The sequence below is a fragment of the Viridibacillus sp. d25.2 genome (genome assembly GCF_055456015.2).
Genome location: NZ_CM196652.1, coordinates 2,936,486 through 2,957,308, shown reverse-complemented (window position 1 = coordinate 2,957,308; position 20,823 = coordinate 2,936,486). Strand labels below are relative to the sequence as shown.

16 protein-coding genes and 1 pseudogene are annotated in these 20,823 nt (G+C 34.1%); 8 read left to right on the top strand and 9 right to left on the bottom strand.

The features are described from left to right. The first annotated feature begins 99 nt into the window (after positions 1–99). Positions 100–1,851: an adenine deaminase gene (gene ade, locus ACZLO7_RS14570; protein WP_464939174.1), complete on the top strand. Its 1,752-nt coding sequence runs from the start codon at positions 100–102 to the stop codon at positions 1,849–1,851. A 449-nt stretch (positions 1,852–2,300) separates the two neighbouring features. Here the strand turns inward: ade and ACZLO7_RS14565 are convergent. Together ACZLO7_RS14565 and ACZLO7_RS14560 are read right to left on the bottom strand one after the other, a co-directional pair. Continuing rightward, positions 2,301–3,167: pseudogene (locus tag ACZLO7_RS14565) on the bottom strand (IS3 family transposase); the annotation flags it as partial. Next, on the bottom strand, positions 3,128–3,679 hold the full coding sequence (locus ACZLO7_RS14560; protein WP_464941449.1) for a helix-turn-helix domain-containing protein: 552 nt from the start codon (positions 3,677–3,679) through the stop codon (positions 3,128–3,130). The pseudogene ACZLO7_RS14565 and the gene ACZLO7_RS14560, both read right to left, overlap by 40 nt. Positions 3,680–4,525: 846 nt before the next feature. On the opposite strand from ACZLO7_RS14560, the gene ACZLO7_RS14555 reads away from it, so the two are divergent. Continuing rightward, the gene (locus ACZLO7_RS14555; protein ID WP_464939119.1) at positions 4,526–5,029 is read left to right on the top strand and encodes a GNAT family N-acetyltransferase; all 504 of its coding nucleotides are present in this window, start codon (positions 4,526–4,528) and stop codon (positions 5,027–5,029) included. Positions 5,030–5,145: 116 nt separating this feature from the next. Here the strand turns inward: ACZLO7_RS14555 and ACZLO7_RS14550 are convergent, their stop codons facing one another. Both ACZLO7_RS14550 and ACZLO7_RS14545 read right to left on the bottom strand, forming a co-directional pair. Continuing rightward, positions 5,146–5,967 (bottom strand): exonuclease domain-containing protein, encoded by an 822-nt coding sequence (locus ACZLO7_RS14550; protein ID WP_464939120.1) that lies wholly within the window; start codon positions 5,965–5,967, stop codon positions 5,146–5,148. 151 nt (positions 5,968–6,118) lie between these two features. Continuing rightward, complete coding sequence (locus ACZLO7_RS14545) at positions 6,119–6,592, bottom strand: low molecular weight protein-tyrosine-phosphatase (protein ID WP_464939121.1); 474 nt, start codon at positions 6,590–6,592, stop codon at positions 6,119–6,121. A gap of 269 nt (positions 6,593–6,861) precedes the next feature. On the opposite strand from ACZLO7_RS14545, the gene ACZLO7_RS14540 reads away from it, so the two are divergent. From ACZLO7_RS14540 to ACZLO7_RS14530, 3 genes are all read left to right on the top strand, one after another. Further along, positions 6,862–7,965: a GGDEF domain-containing protein gene (locus ACZLO7_RS14540; RefSeq protein WP_464939122.1), complete on the top strand. Its 1,104-nt coding sequence runs from the start codon at positions 6,862–6,864 to the stop codon at positions 7,963–7,965. A gap of 218 nt (positions 7,966–8,183) precedes the next feature. Beyond that, entirely contained in the window at positions 8,184–8,735 is a 552-nt protein-coding gene (locus ACZLO7_RS14535; protein ID WP_464939123.1) for a DUF402 domain-containing protein, read from the top strand. Positions 8,736–9,077: 342 nt separating this feature from the next. Further along, positions 9,078–9,443: a hypothetical protein gene (locus ACZLO7_RS14530; protein ID WP_464939125.1), complete on the top strand. Its 366-nt coding sequence runs from the start codon at positions 9,078–9,080 to the stop codon at positions 9,441–9,443. 134 nt (positions 9,444–9,577) lie between these two features. Here the strand turns inward: ACZLO7_RS14530 and ACZLO7_RS14525 are convergent, their stop codons facing one another. Together ACZLO7_RS14525 and ACZLO7_RS14520 are read right to left on the bottom strand one after the other, a co-directional pair. Beyond that, complete coding sequence (locus ACZLO7_RS14525; RefSeq protein WP_464939126.1) at positions 9,578–10,528, bottom strand: MBL fold metallo-hydrolase; 951 nt, start codon at positions 10,526–10,528, stop codon at positions 9,578–9,580. 212 nt (positions 10,529–10,740) lie between these two features. Further along, complete coding sequence (locus ACZLO7_RS14520; protein ID WP_464939127.1) at positions 10,741–12,426, bottom strand: methyl-accepting chemotaxis protein; 1,686 nt, start codon at positions 12,424–12,426, stop codon at positions 10,741–10,743. A 639-nt stretch (positions 12,427–13,065) separates the two neighbouring features. Here ACZLO7_RS14520 and ACZLO7_RS14515 point away from each other — a divergent pair. Then, on the top strand, positions 13,066–13,743 hold the full coding sequence (locus ACZLO7_RS14515) for a response regulator transcription factor (RefSeq protein WP_464939128.1): 678 nt from the start codon (positions 13,066–13,068) through the stop codon (positions 13,741–13,743). After that, a complete protein-coding gene (locus tag ACZLO7_RS14510; RefSeq protein WP_464939129.1) occupies positions 13,740–15,599 on the top strand; it encodes a sensor histidine kinase in 1,860 nt (619 codons plus the stop codon). The genes ACZLO7_RS14515 and ACZLO7_RS14510 overlap by 4 nt, the downstream gene beginning before the upstream one ends. A 180-nt stretch (positions 15,600–15,779) precedes the next feature. On the opposite strand, the gene ACZLO7_RS14505 is transcribed toward ACZLO7_RS14510, so the two are convergent. Next, the gene (locus ACZLO7_RS14505; RefSeq protein ID WP_464939130.1) at positions 15,780–16,529 is read right to left on the bottom strand and encodes an N-acetylmuramoyl-L-alanine amidase family protein; all 750 of its coding nucleotides are present in this window, start codon (positions 16,527–16,529) and stop codon (positions 15,780–15,782) included. 305 nt (positions 16,530–16,834) lie between these two features. Here ACZLO7_RS14505 and ACZLO7_RS14500 point away from each other — a divergent pair, with 305 nt between their 5' ends. Continuing rightward, positions 16,835–17,674, top strand: a complete 840-nt coding sequence (locus ACZLO7_RS14500) for a polysaccharide deacetylase family protein (RefSeq protein ID WP_464939131.1) — start codon at positions 16,835–16,837, stop codon at positions 17,672–17,674. An 872-nt stretch (positions 17,675–18,546) separates the two neighbouring features. Here the strand turns inward: ACZLO7_RS14500 and ACZLO7_RS14495 are convergent. Then, on the bottom strand, positions 18,547–19,314 hold the full coding sequence (locus ACZLO7_RS14495; protein ID WP_464939132.1) for a glucosaminidase domain-containing protein: 768 nt from the start codon (positions 19,312–19,314) through the stop codon (positions 18,547–18,549). A 463-nt stretch (positions 19,315–19,777) separates the two neighbouring features. After that, positions 19,778–20,743 carry a DMT family transporter gene (locus ACZLO7_RS14490; RefSeq protein ID WP_464939175.1) on the bottom strand — a complete coding sequence of 322 codons (966 nt, stop codon included), beginning with the start codon at positions 20,741–20,743 and terminating at the stop codon, positions 19,778–19,780. Between the last annotated feature and the right edge of the window lie 80 nt (positions 20,744–20,823).

Genomic DNA, 20,823 nt, shown 5'->3' with positions numbered 1-20,823 from the left:
GATTAAAACGCTGCACATTTATTTAAAAAAATACTGCTACAAGTATATTTATGGTATAAATATAAAAAGGTTTTTACATATAAATTAGGAGGAATCATGATGAAATCCCAATTACAAAGTAGACAACGTAGAATTTTATGTTCACAGAAGAAAATAAAAGCTGATTTTATTTTACGAAACGCACAAGTAGCTGATGTATTCAACTTGCAATGGAGAATGGCTGATATTGTTGTCTCAGAAGGATATATTGTTGCGATTGATCCAAAAGGTCAATATGATGCGGAGCGTGAAGAGGATGCGCAAGGGAAATATGTTATCCCTGGTCTGATTGACGGGCATATACATATTGAATCATCGCTGTTAACACCATCTGAATTTAGTCGTATTTTATTGCCACATGGTATTACGACAGTAATTACAGATCCACACGAAATTGCAAACGTCTCAGGAGTAAATGGGATTCAATTCATGTTGGATAATGCTAAAAATGCTACCATGGATATTCACGTAATGCTACCATCGAGTGTTCCTTCAACTTCATTTGAAAATGCTGGTGCCGTATTAGAGGCTGAGGATTTGGCGCCATTCTTGACACATCCAGATGTACTAGGCTTAGCTGAAGTAATGGACTTTCCAGCAGTACTAGAAGGTAATGAAAAGATGCTTGCTAAAATTGAACAAACTGAATCTATTAATCGAGTCATTGATGGACATGGTGCCGGATTATCACCCCAACAAATTCGAGGTTATCGTGCAGCTGGTATTCAAACCGATCATGAATGTGTAACGGCAGAAGAAGCTAGAAATCGTGTGCAGCAAGGTATGTATGTACTCATTCGAGAAGGTTCAGCAGCTAAAAACCTTCGTGCGTTACTCCCGGCAGTAACACCTACGAATGCGCATCGATTCCTATTTTGTACTGATGACAAACATCTAGATGAACTCATGCAAGAAGGTAGTATTAATTATGACATCGCACTCGCAATTGAAGAGGGAATGGAACCGTTACAAGCCATCCAGTTAGCCACACTTAATGCAGCCAATTGCTATCAATTACAACATAAAGGTGCATTAGCAGAAGGATTTATAGCAGACTTCATACTACTTGAAGATCTCTATACTTGTAAGCCACGAAGTGTATGGAAAAATGGCAAAAAGGTTGCGGAACATGGTCAGATGCTCCAACGGAAAGAGGAAGGAGTTTATGTCCCAACCGCTATTATGCAATCTGTGAAGATTCCAGCATTGACAGCTTCGGATTTGACGATTTCTTTTACAAAAGGGTCGAAAGCGAATGTTATCGAGATTCAACCTAATCAGATAATGACGACGAAGCGGGTAGCTGATGTTACTGTTGAAGATGGTATTTTCATACCTTCAGTAGAAAATGATCTGTTGAAATTGGCAGTTATTGAACGTCACCATCAGCTTGGCAATATTGGTCTTGGTATTACACATGGCTTTGGACTTCAAAAGGGTGCTGTTGCGACTACAGTTGCACACGATTCTCATAATGCACTTGTGTTAGGAACAAATGACGAGGATATGCTCCTTGCTGTTGAAGCATTGCAGAATATGCAAGGGGGTTATGTTGTCGTTGCAGACGGGCAAATATTAAGCGCTCTGCCATTACCAGTTGCTGGACTGATGACAGACCAATCAGCTACTGTTGCCGAAAAACAACTTCACAATTTGCATGAAGCATTATTACAGCTCAACCCAGATTTAGATTTCCATTTATTCTTAACACTTTCATTCATCAGCTTGCCTGTTATCCCAGACATTAAACTGACAGACACTGGATTATTTGATGTTGTGAACTTCAAGCATATTGCCATTGAAGTGGAGTAGGTTATTAAAGAAACTAGTTTCAGACTGTAGACAAACTCAAAGAGATTCGGGTTTATCTACAGTCTTTTTTATTTCTAAAATATATTTAATTAGATAAGACCGTTGATTTCCGCTACGGTAGACGCTTTCCGCGGGCGGGCGCCAAGCCGCTTCGTCGCTATGCTCCTGCAGGGTCTTGGACTGTCCCGCTTTCCCGCAGGAGTCACCACCTTCACTCCAATCAACTACTCATGTAATATAAACAAAAAAATAAGACCGTTGATTTCCGCTACGGTGGACGCTTTCTGCGGGCGGACGCCAAGTCGTTTCGTCGCTATGCTTCTGCAGGGTCTTGGTCTGTTCCGCTTTTCCCGCAGGAGTCACCCCCTGCGCTCCAATCAACTACACATGTAATATAAACAAATAAATAAGACCGTTGAGGTAGTGACCCCTTAAAGTTAGAGTTTTATTTATGCAGCTAATTGGCTGGCATGAGTTCGGTATTTTACCGGGCTCATGCTGGCCAATTTTTGTTTAATTCGATCGTTATTATAGTAATAGATATACTTCTCTATTTTCTTCTTTAACGCTTCATAGGAGATTAATTCTTCTCCGTAATACATTTCTTGTTTGAGTAAGCCAAAGAAGTTCTCCATGGTCGCATTGTCTGCACAGGTTGCTTTACGAGACATGCTTTGGAAAATCTTGTTTCGCTTTAATTTTTTCACCCATAAATGATGTTGATAGTGCCAGCCCTGATCCGAGTGAATCGTTGTACGGTATAGGGCATGTTCTTGAATAATTGGGAGTGCTTGTTTCAATGAGTCTATTACGAAATCAAGTGTAGGGCGTTTAGACATACTAAAGCTCAGTATTTCACCGTTATATAAATCCATAATCGGACTTAAATAGAGTTTTTCGTTGTTTGTACATTTGAATTCTGTTACGTCTGTCACGAGTTTTTGTAAGAAGTACGTTGTATGGAAACGGCGGTTTAATCGATTCCTCGCGACTTTCCCTACAGTACCCTTATACGATTTATAGCGAGATTTACGCACGAATTTCACGCATTTTAAATTCAATTCACTCATGATTCGTTGTACTTTTTTATGATTGATTTTATGTCCTTGTCCCTTTAATTCCGCATGAATGCGACGATATCCATATCGCCCTTCATGTTGCTCAAAAGTCTCTAAAATCAACGTTTTCCACGCTTGATCTGGATCTTCATCCTTCATTTGCTTGATGTGATAGTGATACGTTGCTTCTGGAATATCGACTTGTTTAAAGATGTATTTTAATCGGAACCCTTCTTTTTTGAGTTCAAAGGCGATTGCTGCTTGTGCTTTTCGAGGAAGGCATCCGGGTTCTCTCGAAAAGCCTTCAACTTTTTTAAATACGCAACCTCTAGACGAAGTAGTTCATTTTCACGTTCTAACTGCTCCTCACGAGACATTGTTTTTTTCACTGTAGCTTCTGATTTTTTAGACATAGATGGCCTTCCCTTCGCATGTTTCAGGCCTTCTACTCCTTCTTTTAAAAACTTACTGTTCCAAGTTGCGATTAAACTAGGATCATTCATGTTAAATCGAATTGCTGTATCTTGGTAAGAAGCACCTGTTTGTTTCATAAAGTTTAATACATCTAATTTGAATTGAACAGGATATTCTTCATGCTTTGTTTTCCGTTGTAAACCTTCTTCTCCAAAAATTTTATATGCTCTAACCCAACGTTTGATTGGAGTTGGAGATGGAATACCATATTTTTGCGCTAATAATAGGTATCCCAGATTCCCTTTTAAATACTCTTGAACAATCTTTAATTTAAAACCTTGGCTATATTTCGCCATACAAAAACACCCCAAAAGTTAGATTTATTACTCTAACTTTTGGGGTGCAGCACCTGATTTCCGCTACGGTGGACGCTTTCTGCGGGCGGACGCCAAGTCGTTTCGTCGCTATGCTTCTGCAGGGTCTTGGTCTGTTCCGCTTTTCCCGCAGGAGTCACCCCCTTCACTCCAATCAACTACTCATGTAATATAAACAAAAAAATAAGACCGTTGATTTCCGCTACGGTGGACGCTTTCTGCGGGCGGACGCCAAGTCGTTTCGTCGCTATGCTTCTGCAGGGTCTTGGTCTGTTCCGCTTTTCCCGCAGGAGTCACCCCCTGCGCTCCAATCAACTACACATGTAATATAAACAAATAAATAAGACCGTTGATTTCCGCTACGGTGGACGCTTTCCGCGGGCGGGCGCCAAGTTGCTTCGTCGCTATGCTCCTGCAGGGTCTTGGACTGTCCCGCTTTCCCGCAGAAGTCACCCCCTGCGCTCCAATCAACTACACATGTTTAGATCAACTAGTGTCTTAAGAACATGAGAAGAATTGAGTCTGCGATTTACTTCTCCTTCATTTATTAATTAGTTGAAAACTTATATTCACCCTTAGGTCGTCTGAGTATAGTCCATGCGTCCCTGTTGTCCAAATAAAAATGATTATTTAATATGTATTTGGCATCTGTTCAATGTGTCAAATGATTAAAGTTTGAAAATATTGTAAGATTCCTTTTCCGGTGATAGAATGAATAACTATAAATATACTGGGAGTTGCTGCCAATAATGAATGCCTATTAGTAATTTTGTTTTTGAGTCTATTTAAGTGACGTTAAAATTAAAAATTATGATAGGGGGTGTAAGAATGATAGAACTTAACACTGAAAGATTAAAACTAATTCCATTAAGTCCAGAAAACTTGAAGTTACTAATTGTTAATCAAAGAGAAATGGAAATAAAGTTATCTTTAAATGAATCAGAGGAATTCCTGAGTGAAGAGCTTAAACTAGCTCTGAAATTCAGGCTTTCAAAATTAATGGAGGATCAGCAAAATTATATATGGTACACCAACTGGTTAGTAATATCGAGTAATAAAAACTGTATAGTTGGTGGCATAATGTTAAAAGGTCGCCCTAATGAAGTTGGTGAAATTGTAATTGGTTACTACACGATTCCTGAGTATCAAGGAAAAGGATATATGACCGAAGCCGTTAATAATATTAAAAGTTGGTTGTTAAATCAGCCAGAAGTTATGTTTGTTATAGCAGATACCGCTAAAAACAATATTGCATCGCACAGGGTATTAGAAAAATCAGGAGCAGAAATCTATAAGGAAACGGAAGACTTATACTTCTGGAGATTTTCCTGAAATAATTCCAACAATAAAATAGCTAAGGGTCAGCATTTTATTGTTGGCTCTTTTCTATCTAGGAAATAATACAATAAGTAGTTCAATTTATTGGGACTTTTCACTAGTACTTATTTTTATTTCAATTTTTCAATGAAAAGCTCTTCATGCATAAGTTGAATCGAATGTCCCATAGTGATTAGCTGCTCCGCTTTTTGAAATTTACTACTTTTATGACCGGACTCAGAACGTTCGATACTATTGCGACTAATGACTAAATAATCGGTCTGTTTTGATACTACATTGCTAAAAACACCTCCTGCTTGGCGTAACTTTTGAGCAGCAGAGGAACGGGTCATGCCTTGTAAACCACCTGTGAAGACGACCGTCTTTCCTTTGAAGAAAGGCTTATTTACACTCGAAGTCTCATTTTGACTAATTTCGAAAGTAAAATCGAATAGTCTATTTATCTGTTGGGAATTTTTCACCTTACTAATAGCTAGAACAATGCTAGCGATCATGTCAGCATTCTCCGTAGAAAGTGGGATTAATAGATTAGAAGCAACAGAGGTTAATTTATAATTTGGTAAATCAGGGAGTACTTTTTGTGCTAACTCAAATGTACATCCGTATCGACAATAAGGGGGAAGTTGTTGAATACTTTCGCAAGATTCTTGAATGACATTTTCATCATATTTGACAAAATGTGCAACAACAAATTGATTGTTTAGCCAACGACATAATGTTGGATAGAATTCTTTAAAGGTCGGTGCATGCATGACCATTTCAGCTGTTAAGCCATGTTGATGAGTATGATATTCATCAAATGGTTGTTCAGGGTTGATATATGTATACAGGGTGTCCTGGATTTCTCCATCTACCACCTTTACTAATCCTATCGAACAAATACTATCTCGCCATTGGTTGGCTGTTTCAATATCAATGGCTACAAAATTCATGTGAGGTCCTCCTAAGTTGAAAAAATATAAATCTATTATAACAATAGAATTTGAAAAAATGGTCATTGTACAGTAATAATACTGGTAAATCTTTCTCTCTAAATTGCTAGGAAAATAAAATCCCGCCAAATTATATATTGGCGGGATTTTATTATGAATTAGTTATATTGTGTTCATTACGAATCTTTTCAATTAATGCGCGGCAACCGTCAGTGACGAGATCATACGTCTCCTGGAAGTCACCAGTAAAGTAAGGATCAGGGACATCCTTTCGATGATCGGTTAAATCAAGTAGACGTATGATTTTTGGGTGATTAGGTTGACCTGTCATTTCGTAAATATTCAAGATATTACTGTTATCCATACCTACAATATATTCAAATTGCTCAAAATCTTCTTTTTTTAATTGCCGACCAGTCATACCGGCAGAAGAAATATTATTTTTCTTTAAAATTGCCAGTGTACCTTCGTGCGGAGGATCTCCAATATGCCATGATCCAGTAGCCGCGGAATCAACTGTAACTTTGTCTTCAAATTTTTCTTTTTTTAGTAAGTCTCGAAATAATGCTTCAGCCATCGGTGAGCGGCAAATGTTTCCGAGGCAGACAAATAAAACGTTTATCATATCTATATCTCCTATGTGAATAAATAATGTATTGATGCTTCGAGATCTAATGGGTGGATATAATCAATTTTACGACGATTATGGAGTGAAGACAAGTTTTTAATTTATTTATAGTTAAAAAGGTAGTAATTATTCTTAAGATAATTATAGTTCAATCGAACTATAATTATGGTGTGATGAGTAGGGTTTTATGGTATCATAATAGTATTGATAGAAAAATTAAATAAATTACCAAATAAAGAAGATATTTACAAAGTGGGGGTAGTAATATGCTTCAATCGATTTTATCGAACCTTGCGATTATTTTATTAATGCACTTAATCATCCATTCGCTTAAAAATTACAGAAAACGCTTACCGAATAAGCTATATACTTTATTACTAGTGCTTACTGTTTCAGCATCAGTTATCTCAATGTTTTATTTACCTATCGAATTTGAAGGTTATAGGGTAGATTTGCGAATGATTCCGCTGGTTTTTTTAGCTTATTTTAGTAATTGGAAATTGACACTACCAATCTTGTTGATTGTATCTATTTGGCGTGTTTTGATGGGCGGAGTTGGTACTACTCCCGGTATCCTATTTGGCATGATTGGACCCACTCTATTAACATTAGCCGTATATAAAAATAACAAATACCCGCACAGTTATATAGACAAGATTGTACTAATTACAGTATGTTGGTTAATCTCAGATTTTCCTATTGTTTTTATTGTCCCAAACGGACTAGCTATTTTTAAAAGCATAGTTATCTGGCGGTATACTTCATTGATAGGAGCAGCATCTGTTTTTTATTATTTTGTTTTAATGGAACGTAAACGGTACAGTTTAAATAATCAACTAGAATTTATAGCTTGGCATGACTCATTAACGAAGTTATTGAATCGAAATAAGTTCTTTGAAATAGTAGAGGGAAAGAGAAATGAAACAAAGGAAAATCAATATTTAGCGATGGTTGATCTCGATTATTTTAAGAAGTTAAATGATACATATGGTCATGTAGTAGGCGATCAAATTTTAAGTGAAATTGGTGGCATATTTAAGAAATATGAAAATGAGTATGTAAAGGTTGGAAGATATGGAGGAGAGGAATTTATCATTTATCAAGGACATACTAATTTTGAACAAGCTGTTTTATATATAGAGGCAATTCAAAAAGAAATACGTACAACATCATTTTATATTGATGAGCATTTATCAACTTATGTAACAGTTTCTATTGGTATTGCGAAGTTGGAGGATGATATGACATTACAAGAAGCCGTAAAACAAGCTGATCAAAACTTGTATGTCGCAAAAGAAAAAGGAAGAGATCAAATCGAAGCATCAGAGATTCGTTCTAATCGAAATTTAATGACTGTGGGTGGGCAATAAAAAATTACATTAGAAGGCGCCATTCTTTAATAGGAGGGGGTCTTTTTGTATAGAGTAATTTAATTACATAAAACATTGATTTATCAGCGATATTTATATAAACCTGCCTAACTGGCAAAAAATGAGGAGGTCAAATCCCTGATGCTTTTATAGATGTTATAATTAATAAAAGACATCTGTTCTAGTGAAGAACATTAATAGGAAGGATAACTAAAGTTATGATCAATTTAAGTACACCAACTTTTCAACTTGGAGATAAAATAATTGAAAGAAAAATACGGTACGACTCCGTAATTGTAGAACATAGCTGTATGTTGTTAAAGGCACAAAATCAAAATGTCGTGCTTTTTCATAAAATACTAGATTCCTTTACGATGATAGCAAGCCAAACAAAATTAACCATTTCTAAAGGTAGTTATACAATTGCATACTACTGGGGAAATCGTCCATATAATTTATACATCTGGAGAGATAATAAAGGGAATTATTTAGGTTCCTATTTTAATATTGTAAAAAATACATATATGACTGATAATTTGCTGTCCTTTGAGGATCTGATTATTGATATTTTGATCCTTCCTAATGGAGACTATTTTGTTTTGGACGAGGATGAGTTACCTGAGCCGTTAGATCAATTTGAGAATGGCTCTGTCCAACAGACTTTAAACTCATTAACAGATTCCATTGATATTCTTCTTTCTCAAATTATTAGAGAAACTGAGGAAATCTATAAACATGAAGAACTCCTTCCTTGGTTGAACAACAAATAATATTTATAGATGTTTGTTACTATAATTTGAACCTTCAAAACGGGTGCGTTATTCTAGAAAATTAAAATGATTAATCTTTTTTCAAATCATGCTCTTTCTATCTGTTCATTTATCATGGCTTCTTGTATTAATTTAGTTAAACTTTGTTTCAAAACGATAAAAGATTTATTGGAATATTTACGTCTTATTCAGCGTAAATATAATTTAATTATATTCACTGATAATTAATTTACTATTCAGAAATTTAATGATAGAATATAGTAATATCAAAAACTGAAATTATTCGCTAGCTTAATTGAAATCATTTTAGAAGGTAAAAATTCTGAATATGAAGTCATGTAAATGCAAGCGGATTTTTTTGTATTTTCTAGAAACCAGCAAATGAATCTACACAAATTCGAGCTAGTGAAAGGAATGATGCAGATGGAATTAATGAAAAAGGATATTGGTAAATGGGTGATTTCTCAAAATCTTGATGGATATATTTTGTCTATTGATGTTGAGGGAAGAGCAGCGGTTGTTAAATTTTTTGATGGAAGACTACAAAAAGATCGTATTGTTCAATTTGAGAATTTAATATTAAATGATGAAGACAAATTACAACTGCAAGATTTACTAGCGCTACAAGAGTTAGCGTTAGATACTAATGACAAAAAGTGGTTCGATGAATTAAGCAAACAAATAGCGAAATTTAAAGTAGAGTTTTAGATGAATATCTTTAGCAATAGTTATTTAATAATGAAAATTAAACTACTAGAAAGCATTTTTCATAAAGTAATAAAATATAAACTAATAAAGAAGCAGGGATGCAACTTAATTTGCAAACCTGCTTTTTTATCATTCTATCCTTCTAATTTTACTAAATAATCAATGATTCCCATTGCAGAAACTGCCGTATCTAAAGGTATTACTTTGAAAACAGGGTGATTTAGCATTAAACCATGTTGTAACACATAATCATTTACTAATGCATTTAACCGCTTTTCCAAATCTCGTGATCTCTCATAGAACTCCTCTTTTACCGCCATTGCTTTTTTTCCTTCTTCTAAGAAAATAGGTAACCAGTAACGAACTTGTTCATATGCCATATTAGGCTCATAGTAAACACCGTAATGGCCAAAGTATAGCTGACTTGGCGCAAGTTTTTCATATAACTGAATTGACTGCTTCATAGCATCAGGGTCGAATTGATTTGGTGATGTAGAAGGAAGTATTAAGTCGAAATTTTCTTCCAAAAGTTCAGGATAATAAACGCCAGTCGTATCTCCAACGAAAATGCCATTAGACTTACTATCATGGATAGATATATGGTGATTTGCATGACCTTTAGTATGATGAAAAGTCAAAATTGTTTCACCAAGCACGAGTTGATCTCCATCAGCAACTGTTCTCAAGCGTGTCTCTTCTACAGGTAAAATAGGATCAAATAGAGTATCAAATTGATCACCGTAAACAGATTTTGCACTAGCGATAAGACGACTAGGATTGACTAAATGACGGGCTCCTTTTGGATGTACGATTAGTTCAGCCTTTTTGCATTTTTCCATAAACAACCCAGCACCACCTGCATGATCCAAATGGATATGCGTTAATATCAAATAGTCTATATCTTCAGGAGCCACTCCTAGTGCTTGAAGTCCCTTCATGATATAAGGAACGGAAGGACTAGCAGATGTTTCGATTAATGCAATTTTTTCATCCTTTAACAAATAAGAACTCGTTCGATTTGGTCGTCCTAAATCATATGTATCGATGCAAAACAAACCTTCGCTAATCTGTTCAATTTTTTCCATCTGAACCGCCCCCAATATATGTAGTTGATACTTAGTTTAAATAGATTGAAAGAAAATGTAAAAGAAAAAGGTTGAGGTTAAAGAACCATGGTCGTTATAGGTGCATCGAAATTCATAAAAATGGGGTAGAGGAAATGTCTTTAAGCACTTAACGTACTATTTAAAGTATCAAAAAAAGCTAATGGAAATGTAATTTTCCATTAGCTCTAATATCATAACTTAAATTGTTGAATTTCTTTTTGAAGTAATACAGATTTTGAGTTTAAATCTTGAGCTATGCTATGGACTTCTTGCATTGACGCCACTTGCTCTTCAATTGAACTAGATACTGCCTCAATTTGAACAGAAGTACCATCTGAATGGTTTGCGATTTCTGAGATAGATGCGGCAACTTCTTCGGCGCTTGCAGAAATTTGTTCTGAAGCAGCAGAAATGTCCTCAATCTGGGATGTCATAGAACGTACAGCATCAGTTATGGAGTGGAATGAAACATCAGCTTGCTCAATAATCTTGACACCTTCTTCAACAGTCATTAACCCTTGTGAGACACTACTTTCAACATTTTGTGTATCTCGTTGAATTGTGGCTGTTAAGTTAACGATTTTGTTGGCTGATAATTTAGATTCCTCCGCTAATTTTCGAACCTCATCTGCAACAACAGCAAATCCTTTACCGTGTTCTCCAGCGCGAGCAGCTTCGATAGCTGCGTTTAAAGCTAGCAAATTCGTTTGCTCTGTAATTCCAGTGATTACTTTTGTAATATTTTCAATTTCTACCGTTTGTAATCCTAGTTTTTTCGTTAACTCTGTCACTAGTACAGTTGCATTATAGATATTTTGCATTTGATCTTTGGCGTCAATCAGTTTATTCTGACCTTCTTCTGCGGCAGTCAGAGTATTAATTGCGGTAGTGTGCAAAGTCTGTGTTGATTCGGTAATACGTTGAACACCAACAGCAGTTTCATCCATAGCAATAACACTTTCTTTAGCAGCTGCAGATGACATATTAGCATTTAATGAAGTTGTTTCGATACGAGTCGATACACTTTCAGTAGCTTGCGATACTTCTTCTGTACTAGCTGATAATTCGGCTGCAGAAGTGGATAGATGTTCCGCACTATTATTCGTTGCAAGAATTAAATGACGTAAATTCTCTTTCATATCATTGAACGAATCTGCTAGTTCACGTAGTTCATCTTTTGTATGAATAGTGATTTTATCCTGTGATAAATCGCCTTTAGCTATAAGCTTAACGCCTTCGTTTAGCTTACGAACAGGGGAAGAAATCATTCGAGTAATGATGATACAAATGATTGTAGCAGCAACTAAGTTTACTATGAAATTAATTATTCCTGTAAGAGCAGCGTAACTAGTTTTATCTTTTGCATCAGCTTGAATATTTTCTAATTGTTTATTTTGGTATGTAAGCATATCTTCAGCATTGGTTAAAATTCTGTCATTTATTGGTTGTATTTGATCATTCATCAATTGGGTTGCTCTACTAGCATTATCGGTTTGATGTACCATAATTGTTTCTTTTGCATAGCGATCAAATTCTTTTTTTGCAGCGATTGAATCTGCAACTAATTCCTTCATCGTATCAGATCGCACTATTGCTTCTAATTCAGCCATTTTTTCATCAAAAATGACTTGATGGTCTCTTAAAGAATCTAATGATTTACTATGTTTTTGCAATAAATAACCGCGTAAATAAGACCCTTGTATAGCCATTTCATATTGAATATCATCTACTAATCTAATTTGAACAAAACGTCTGTCTATCAATTCTTCAAAACTTTGCTCAATATCACGAGTATGTTTTACAGTGAAAATAGAGGAAATCCCTATAAGAATAACCATCAATGTAAATCCTAATAATATTTTTTTTCCTATCTTCAATAAAATCACTACTTCCTATTATATTTAGTGAAACAATTGACCATAATACTTTTAACTTACATCTCTTTACATATTATAAGGAATATTGTTGTTAATTTCATCTAATTTATTTCGGTTTATGAAACTTTTTGCCTGAACCGTTTTAACTATTATACCTTCTATCGCTAGTATAAGATAATTTTAAATAATATTAGGAAGTGATTTAAATTTGATTAATAAGAGAAATTTAGAACGGGAGAACTTGAAATGAGTTAAATCAACTTTAATGAACATCAACAACAATTACTAAAAATAAATCCAAATGTAGCTTCGGTTTCAGATTGAGATAGTTAGAATACACCTCAGTTTAAAATCAAAGCGGTGAAAGAGAATTTAGCTGGGAAAAGTACTTCTGGTTTTTTTATTTGCAAATATCCCTAAAATAATAATACTGTGGAAGTTGGATGGAAAGGGTTCTTCTGAATAAAAGAGAGCGACTTTTTTCTTGATGTAAAGATTAAATAAAGATTAAATGAAATTTTGCTTCTATATGTTAAATGAGATTGCTTATGTTTGATTCCTAACTTAATATGGACATGTGCGAACCAAATGTTACTTACATTAATACTTGGCTAAAATAACTAAAGCAGGAGATATAAAATGACAGATATATTAATTGTAGAAGATGAGGATATTTTAAGAGAGATTCTTAAAGATTATTTTCTGAATGAAGGTTATTCAGTTTTAGAAGCTACAAATGGCGAAGAGGCACTAAAGGTGTTTCAAGAAAAAGAGCTTAGTTTAATAATATTAGATATCATGTTACCTAAATTGGATGGATGGTCTATATGTCGTCGAATAAGAAAATCTTCAAATATCCCTATTATTATGTTGACAGCTCGTTCGGATGAAGATGATACTTTATTAGGCTTTGAATTAGGAGCCGATGACTATGTGACGAAACCTTATAATCCCCTCGTATTATTAGCCCGTGCTAAAAGGCTCTTATGTAATCGAGAACAAAAAAATGATATGGGAAATGACTATCTTGAAAGTGGAGGAATTCAAATTCACACTCCTTCCAGAACAGTACAGGTAAATAAAAAAGAGATTTCCTTAACACATACAGAATATGAAATGCTAATTTATTTAATGGAAAATAAAGGTATTGTTATATCGAGAGAGCAATTCATAACAAAAGTATGGGGTTATGAACATATTGGAGATGATCGAACGATTAATAGCCACATGCGCAACTTACGAAATAAATTAGGTGACCATTCCACATGTATTAAAACCATTGTTCGAACGGGATACAAATTTGAGGATTTACGATGAAAAGAGGAATTGTTCTTAAGTTGTTTTTGTTAACGTCAATGCTTTGCATACTTATTTTAGCTACAGTTTTTATAGGACAAACTATCTTTTTTAAACAATTTTATGTTAATAAAAAAGTGAAAGATTTAGAATCCAATATAACTTTATTCGAAAAAGAGTATATGAAAAATGCGAATGATATTTCAACAATTCAGCAGCTTGAAAGGGATTTTGCTGAAGATAATAATGCTTGGATTACAATATTAAATCAGAATGGTAATCTAAAATATGAGAATGATTTCAACATAGAAGTACAATTAGATAAATATAATCAACAAATTTTGGGGATGAAAACAACTAAAGTCCCTTTATATATGATTGATAGAAGTAAATTGGATCGGTTGTCAGAATCAGAATCATTGATGAAGAAAAGTGAAGTATATATATATGGAATTTTGAAAGGGGCACAATTGACCCCTATTGAGATCACGGTAATAAACGAAGTGAATAATACAAATCCAGAAATTTGGATGATAAAAAATGAAATGCTCTATGAAAAAATAGGGGATCCAAGGATAAAGTTAAAAGAAGAAATGGCGAAACCAAGGGGGAAGTTAAAAGAAATAGGTTCATCAGATAAAAATTCTGATTTAGTTGGTTTTAGTGGAAAAATTTTAAATGTCCAATTTCCTGAAAGAAATGATTTATCCAACGTTATTTATTCAAATACATTATTTTTAAATCAAATTAAAGATTTTCAAAACAAGTTATTGCTGGATGAAATGGATTTACTGAATACTACTTTGCAAATTGTTGATTATGAACAAAATGATATTAAATACAATATTTTGATAAAGCGAATAGAAAATTCAGATGGCACGAATGCTTATATTTTTTCAATGACTTCGTTACAGCCTGTTGATGAAGCTGTGCAAATGATTGAAGAATATTATATATACATTGTTGCTTTTGTATCCATATTAATTTTGCTAGCTTCTTTTTACTATTCCATAAAAATTGCTAGGCCATTATTAAGAATTAATAGTACTACGAAGAAAATAGCAAATTTAGATTTTTCAGAGACAATTGCTGTCCATTCAAAAGATGAGATTGGTGATTTATCACAGAATATCAACCTACTTTCTCACCGATTGAGTATGTATATTAAGCAGCTACAGCAAGATATTGAAAAAGAAAAAAAGCTAGAGAATACACGAAAAGAGTTCATTTCTGGTGTTTCACATGAATTAAAAACACCTTTAAGTATTATGAAAAGCTGTATAACAATACTAAGGGGTAATGTAGCAAGCCATAAAAAAGAGTATTATTTTAATGCAATGGAAAAAGAAGTCGATAAGATGGATTTAATGATTGTGGATATGCTTGAATTGGCGAAGTATGAATCAGGTACTTACAAAATGAAAATGAATATCTTTTATATTAACGAGCTATTGGAAGAGGTTTGTGAGAAGCTATCAACGGAAATCCAACAAAAGAAGTTGCGGATTCACACGTATGTACTTCCCATTGAAGTCGTAGCTAACCAACGTCGTATCGAACAAGTTCTAACGAATTTTTTAACTAACGCTATTCGATATTCACCTTCGAAAGAAAGAATAATAATGGTTACAGAGAAGAAGGGGAAAAGGGTGAAAATAAGTGTGGAGAATAAAGGTGCTCATATTGAAGAAGAACATCTTGAAAAGATATGGGATCGCTTTTATCGCATTGATGCTTCTAGGCAAAGGTCAAGAGGAGGGACCGGCTTAGGGCTTGCTATCTCCAAAAATATATTAATGCTACATGGAGTAGAATATGGTGTTTGTAATACAGATAATGGAGTACAGTTTTATTTTTATTTAAAAATAGAAGAGTAAGTAAAACAGATCATAAGAATGGTTTTGAAGCCAATCGTATGATCTGTTCTTTTATATGGAAATACATAAATTTAACTTGTTTCAGCAGAAGTCTCCCACCTCTATAGGTGGTGAGATGAATGCGGATTTAAGCTGCTTTTCATCGGGTGTCCAAACACCCGATGAAAGAAGTTAAAGCTCTTATTTTTCAAAGAATTCAATAATCCCATTTACTATTGATATTGCAGTTTTACTTTGAAAATCTTTGGATGTCATTCGTATTTCATCTTCCTTATTTGAAGTAAAGCCTAATTCTAACAATACTGCAGGAGCAGAATTGTTCTTTAAAACATAATAATCACTTTCTTTTATACCACGATTTTTTGCGTTATTACTTTGATTGAAGATGGAATTTTGTAAGATTATCGCTAAATTTTTACTCTCTCTATGATTTGAACTGTAATGTGTCGTTATTCCTTTAACATTAGTGTCTGTAAAAGCATCGTGATGAATACTAATATATAGATCAGCTAGAGCCTTATCGGCAATTTGAATTCTTTTTCGTAAAGCTGCTTTTTGAGTATTACCTAAATCCATATCTTTATCGCGTGTTAGGATGACCGTTGCCCCGGTTCTATCTTCAAGTTGCTGTTTAATATTTTTCGCTACTGTAAGATTCACTTCTTTTTCAATTGTTCCATAGGTTAAGCCGGTTGTTCCACCATCAACCCCACCATGCCCAGGATCAATAACGATAGTTTTTCCATTTAGAAGATTTACAGTTTCACTGTCAAATGAATTACTAGCTACCGTATGATTTTTTAATGTATGAATTTCTTTTTTTAATATCTCCACATCATTAACTTCGATATTATCCATTAGACAAACTAGACAAACTAAACTAATACCTATTAAAGAAGCTAATAGATATTTCAAATTCTTTTTCTTCATATTTCAAATTCTCCTTTATCTTTTAAGCTCAAATGATTAACATGACCAATAATAAGATGCCGATATAAAGATGAAATGAAGACAAGATAAATATGAAATAAAACTAATTATTGTCTCTAACATTGGAGAAATACAGCTGTACGAATTATAGGAGAGTTGGTAATCCCACACGGATATAGTGAGAAGAGTAGACTAGAATAGAAAGATTTGAGATAACTTTTGTTCTTTAATTTAAATCGACACAATCTGCATTTTATCTTTATATTGTTCAATTACTCTATTCTTTGTAAAGGAGAGATTGAGCAGTGAAAACACCACGAAAAGAACTTAAGCAAAGTTGGATAAAAAAAGGATTAATATTGTTAGGAGTTGTTCTAGCTACTATTTTTCTAATGTTCTATTTTAAAGGAAAATTCACTACAACGACTGTTAAAGTAGTAGAAGAAAGTATTAAACAAAATACTACACAAAAGCAAAATGATTTAAGTAAACAGCATCCTATAAAAAAGGAAAGAGCAGCTAGTAAGCCGTTAGGAAAAGTTGTTTACCTCACGTTTGATGATGGTCCTAGTCAATTAACAGGGCAATTTTTAGATATATTAAAAGAACATGATATAAAAGCGACTTTTTTCATGCAAGGGGTTAATTTACAGAATAAGAGTTTCGAAGAAAGTGTTAAGCGAGCAACGCAAGAAGGACATTACATAGGGGGGCATAGTATGTCACACGATAGTAAACGTCTTTACACCGATGGACAGTTTGTACCGGAAATGATTGAAACATTGACTCTTATTCATGATATTACTGGTACAAATCCTAAATTGGTTCGACCTCCATATGGTTCAGTACCGGGGTTGAACAGTAAACAACTTCGTAATGAAATAGCAGAAGCGGATATTAAAGTATGGGATTGGACAATCGATTCTTTGGACTGGCAATTAAAAGATAACCCCAATCGAATTGTAGAAAATATTAAAAATGGAACCGTAAGAGATGTAGAAGTCGTTCTCATGCATGAAAATACTCAGGTACTGCAAGTACTTCCAGAAATCATTTCTTTTTATAAGGAAAAGGGTTATCATTTTGGTGTATATGATGATAGTAACCATTTCATTCAAAATTTCCAAAATGATAAACGGTTTTAAAATATAGATGTCATTCTTTTTAAATTCTTTCAGTAGAAGTCTCCCACCTCTGTAGGTGGTGAGATGAATGCGGATTTAAGCTGCTTTTCAGCGGGTGTCCAAACACCCGCTGAAAGAAGTGCGGATGTCACGGAATCGGAAAGGAGTTCTTTGTGCAAGCACAAAGCCGATTCCGGACGCAATTATGCCGAGGCATAATTGATCAGTGCGATTTGTAATGATATAAAAAATAGAATAGAATAAGCACAGCAAAGAAGCAAAGAATAGCGGAAAATGGATTAGAAAATGAAATCAGTTTTTGTTTATTTTGATGTGTTGTAGCTTTTGAAAAAAGTTTGATATTTAATAAAAAAGATTATCATTTTAAAGAAAGAACGATAAATTATTATAAAGTTGATTAAAATCACCTCTTTAGAGGTGATTTTTCCATTTTAATAAAGCTTCACTAATTGTAATTTGAATGCGGGTGTTGAAATAGAAATCCTCTTTAACAGAAAAATTCAACAGTTTACTTTAAATTGAATTTGATGACATTCAATACTTAATGCGAGAAGTTAATGAAAAATGCGTTAGGAAAACTTGGATAGAAGTTAGTTTACAAGTTTATAGAATTAAGAAAGAACACTGCTGAGAAATCGGTGGTGTTCTTTTGTATTGTATATTCCTTATGAATTTTTCTATTACTAGAGAAAGTAAGGTTTATGGTATTAAAAGGATATGGTTGCACACTACTGAAGGTGGAAAGCATCTATATGAGAAGATGGGCTTTACATTGAACAATAACGAGAGGGGATATTATTATTAAGGATTTTTTCTGGTTAATATGGAAAAGAAAGAAGAAGCTGACCCACATTTTTCTGGGTCAGCTTCTTTTAATATTGAAAAATTTCTAACTGTTGTCCAGCTTCAATATTTTCTGTGTTCAATTTATTCCATTGTTTAATGGAAGTAACGTTAACATTATAGGTTTCAGCAATATGATTAAGTGAGTCGCCATCTTCTACTTTGATGGTAGTTTTATTTTTAACTGGTTTGTCATATTGAGTGAGGTCATATTCAGCGATGAGTTTATTAAGTTTTTTGTTGTATTTTGAATCGGTTGCGTAGGATCCTGTTAAATGCTTTGTAGCATCTTTATAGGATTTAGTATTACTTTTGAAAACGCCTGTGTAAAACTTTTTATTCCAAGAAAGACCCTTGCGTAGTAAACGTACGTAATCCTCTAAAGATTCTTCATAGGAAGGGTATTTGCGGAAATCAGCCATAACGGTTGTCATTTTCCCCTTGCCATCATCTTCAGACGTTTCAAGTTTCACTGAGTCGTTTTTATACTTTCCCTTAATGCCAAATAAATTATTATTTGGTGAGGAACCGAGGCCGCTTTGACCGTATTCACTCTCAAGAGTTGCTTGAGCAATCATAACAGAAGCGTATAGATCATTTTCTGCAGCAAGTGTACGCGCTGTTTCTGAAATGGAACCAATGAACTCTTCGACACTTTTACTTTCTTCAACGTATTCTTGCTCAGAATCAGCATGGTTTCGTGAATTTTCAAATTGTTGCACTAAAACATAAATAGATATACCGATAAAGGCGAGGAATATAACCATACCTATTAGTAATTTTGCTAGTAGTTTCATTCATTTGATGGTATTGCAAATTTGCAAAACCTTCCTCCTTCCATATATTATCTAAAAATATTAAAGTCTTACTATTCTACTATTGTAAAGCAATTAGATAAAAGAAAGCAAAGATATCTTTGCATAAAGTTTGTATTTACTAGGACGAGCTTGAAAGTGAGATAGTTCCGTATTTTGTTGTTTACTTTTGTAGAATAACAAAAATATTTAATGACCATAAAATGGGAGGTTTGTAATTGATGCTTTTCAATTTAATAGGTGGATTTTCATTTAAGGAGTAAACTCATTGAAGAGAAGATATTGAAAGGGGAATCATGAAGAAAGCGACCAACCTTAAAAAAGTTGCTCGCTTTAGTACTAGCCGTATTTTTCAAATTAGTCTATCCAACTAGCGCTTTTGATAGTTGAATCTATCATCAAATTGATAGAGTGAATGATTAAAGGAGGGGGAGTTTACATTTACCTATCCCAGTTTTCTTTTATTAATAGTTCTTTGCTTTCCATTGACCAAACTATTTACAACCATCCCGGTTATAACAAGAATCATGCCAAACAATGATAGACCTTTAGGGAATGACCCATTTAATAATATAACTTCACCAATAACAGTAAAGATCATGGCACCAGCTTGTGTAGATTCAACAGCTGCAAGTAAACCCATATTGTTTTTTGCCATATCCGTTGCTAAAAAGAAGAGAAGACTTGCAATTACACCAGATGATAAAGCCAGTAGTAATGCTTGACAGAATTGTGAACCGGTCGGTAACCCAACTGTAACAGTTCCATAAATACCAAAAGTAATTGCGACTGGTAAACTACTAATCGCCATTCCTAATGTACGTTGGAAAGTATCGATTCTCCCTTGACACATCTCCATCATTTTACGGTTACTTAATGGATATAAAAAAGCAGCAATGACAACTGGTATAAAACCTAATGTAAACTCTTTACCACTTATATGTCCTGCCTGATTTACTTGCATTAAAATTACACCAATTAGAATGATAACAGACACACGTAAGCTCTTAAAAGGTATTGCTTGTCGAACTTTTTTATCTCCATCCACAGATGGGACCGTTACAAAGAATAGTGGAGAAAGTAAAGCGCCAGCTAAAATGGTTACTTGCCAAGTACCTGATGTTAACCATGACGGCCCATAAACTGCCGCGAAGCTTAATAATGAATAAAAACCTACGCCACCAAGTGTTCCCCATAATAACCATTGAAAAGGATTCTTCGCCATTTCACGAATTAATTGTTCTAAATTTTTTCGGAATGCCACGATAAGTAGAAGGAATGGAATTGCTAAAATAAAACGTAAAGAAGCTGTCCATGCCCAACTTGTTCCATCAAGATTCATCGCTCTATTTATTATAAAAGTAGCTGAAAAAAATAGGGAAGATAATATCCCAACTAAAACCGCTCTCATCATTTATCACCTCTTTTTTCTTTATCATGGTAATATATACTATACCTTTTATTAGTTGAAGTAAAGTATATTATGCTTTG

What these genes read in the sequence shown, in the direction of transcription:
- ade (WP_464939174.1), top strand. Translation starts at nt 100, where the DNA reads ATGAAATCCCAATTACAAAGTAGACAACGTAGAATTTTATGTTCACAG.
- ACZLO7_RS14560 (WP_464941449.1), bottom strand. Translation starts at nt 3,679, where the DNA reads ATGGCGAAATATAGCCAAGGTTTTAAATTAAAGATTGTTCAAGAGTAT.
- ACZLO7_RS14555 (WP_464939119.1), top strand. Translation starts at nt 4,526, where the DNA reads ATGATAGAACTTAACACTGAAAGATTAAAACTAATTCCATTAAGTCCA.
- ACZLO7_RS14550 (WP_464939120.1), bottom strand. Translation starts at nt 5,967, where the DNA reads ATGAATTTTGTAGCCATTGATATTGAAACAGCCAACCAATGGCGAGAT.
- ACZLO7_RS14545 (WP_464939121.1), bottom strand. Translation starts at nt 6,592, where the DNA reads ATGATAAACGTTTTATTTGTCTGCCTCGGAAACATTTGCCGCTCACCG.
- ACZLO7_RS14540 (WP_464939122.1), top strand. Translation starts at nt 6,862, where the DNA reads ATGCTTCAATCGATTTTATCGAACCTTGCGATTATTTTATTAATGCAC.
- ACZLO7_RS14535 (WP_464939123.1), top strand. Translation starts at nt 8,184, where the DNA reads ATGATCAATTTAAGTACACCAACTTTTCAACTTGGAGATAAAATAATT.
- ACZLO7_RS14530 (WP_464939125.1), top strand. Translation starts at nt 9,078, where the DNA reads ATGCAAGCGGATTTTTTTGTATTTTCTAGAAACCAGCAAATGAATCTA.
- ACZLO7_RS14525 (WP_464939126.1), bottom strand. Translation starts at nt 10,528, where the DNA reads ATGGAAAAAATTGAACAGATTAGCGAAGGTTTGTTTTGCATCGATACA.
- ACZLO7_RS14515 (WP_464939128.1), top strand. Translation starts at nt 13,066, where the DNA reads ATGACAGATATATTAATTGTAGAAGATGAGGATATTTTAAGAGAGATT.
- ACZLO7_RS14510 (WP_464939129.1), top strand. Translation starts at nt 13,740, where the DNA reads ATGAAAAGAGGAATTGTTCTTAAGTTGTTTTTGTTAACGTCAATGCTT.
- ACZLO7_RS14505 (WP_464939130.1), bottom strand. Translation starts at nt 16,529, where the DNA reads ATGAAGAAAAAGAATTTGAAATATCTATTAGCTTCTTTAATAGGTATT.
- ACZLO7_RS14495 (WP_464939132.1), bottom strand. Translation starts at nt 19,314, where the DNA reads ATGAAACTACTAGCAAAATTACTAATAGGTATGGTTATATTCCTCGCC.
- ACZLO7_RS14490 (WP_464939175.1), bottom strand. Translation starts at nt 20,743, where the DNA reads ATGAGAGCGGTTTTAGTTGGGATATTATCTTCCCTATTTTTTTCAGCT.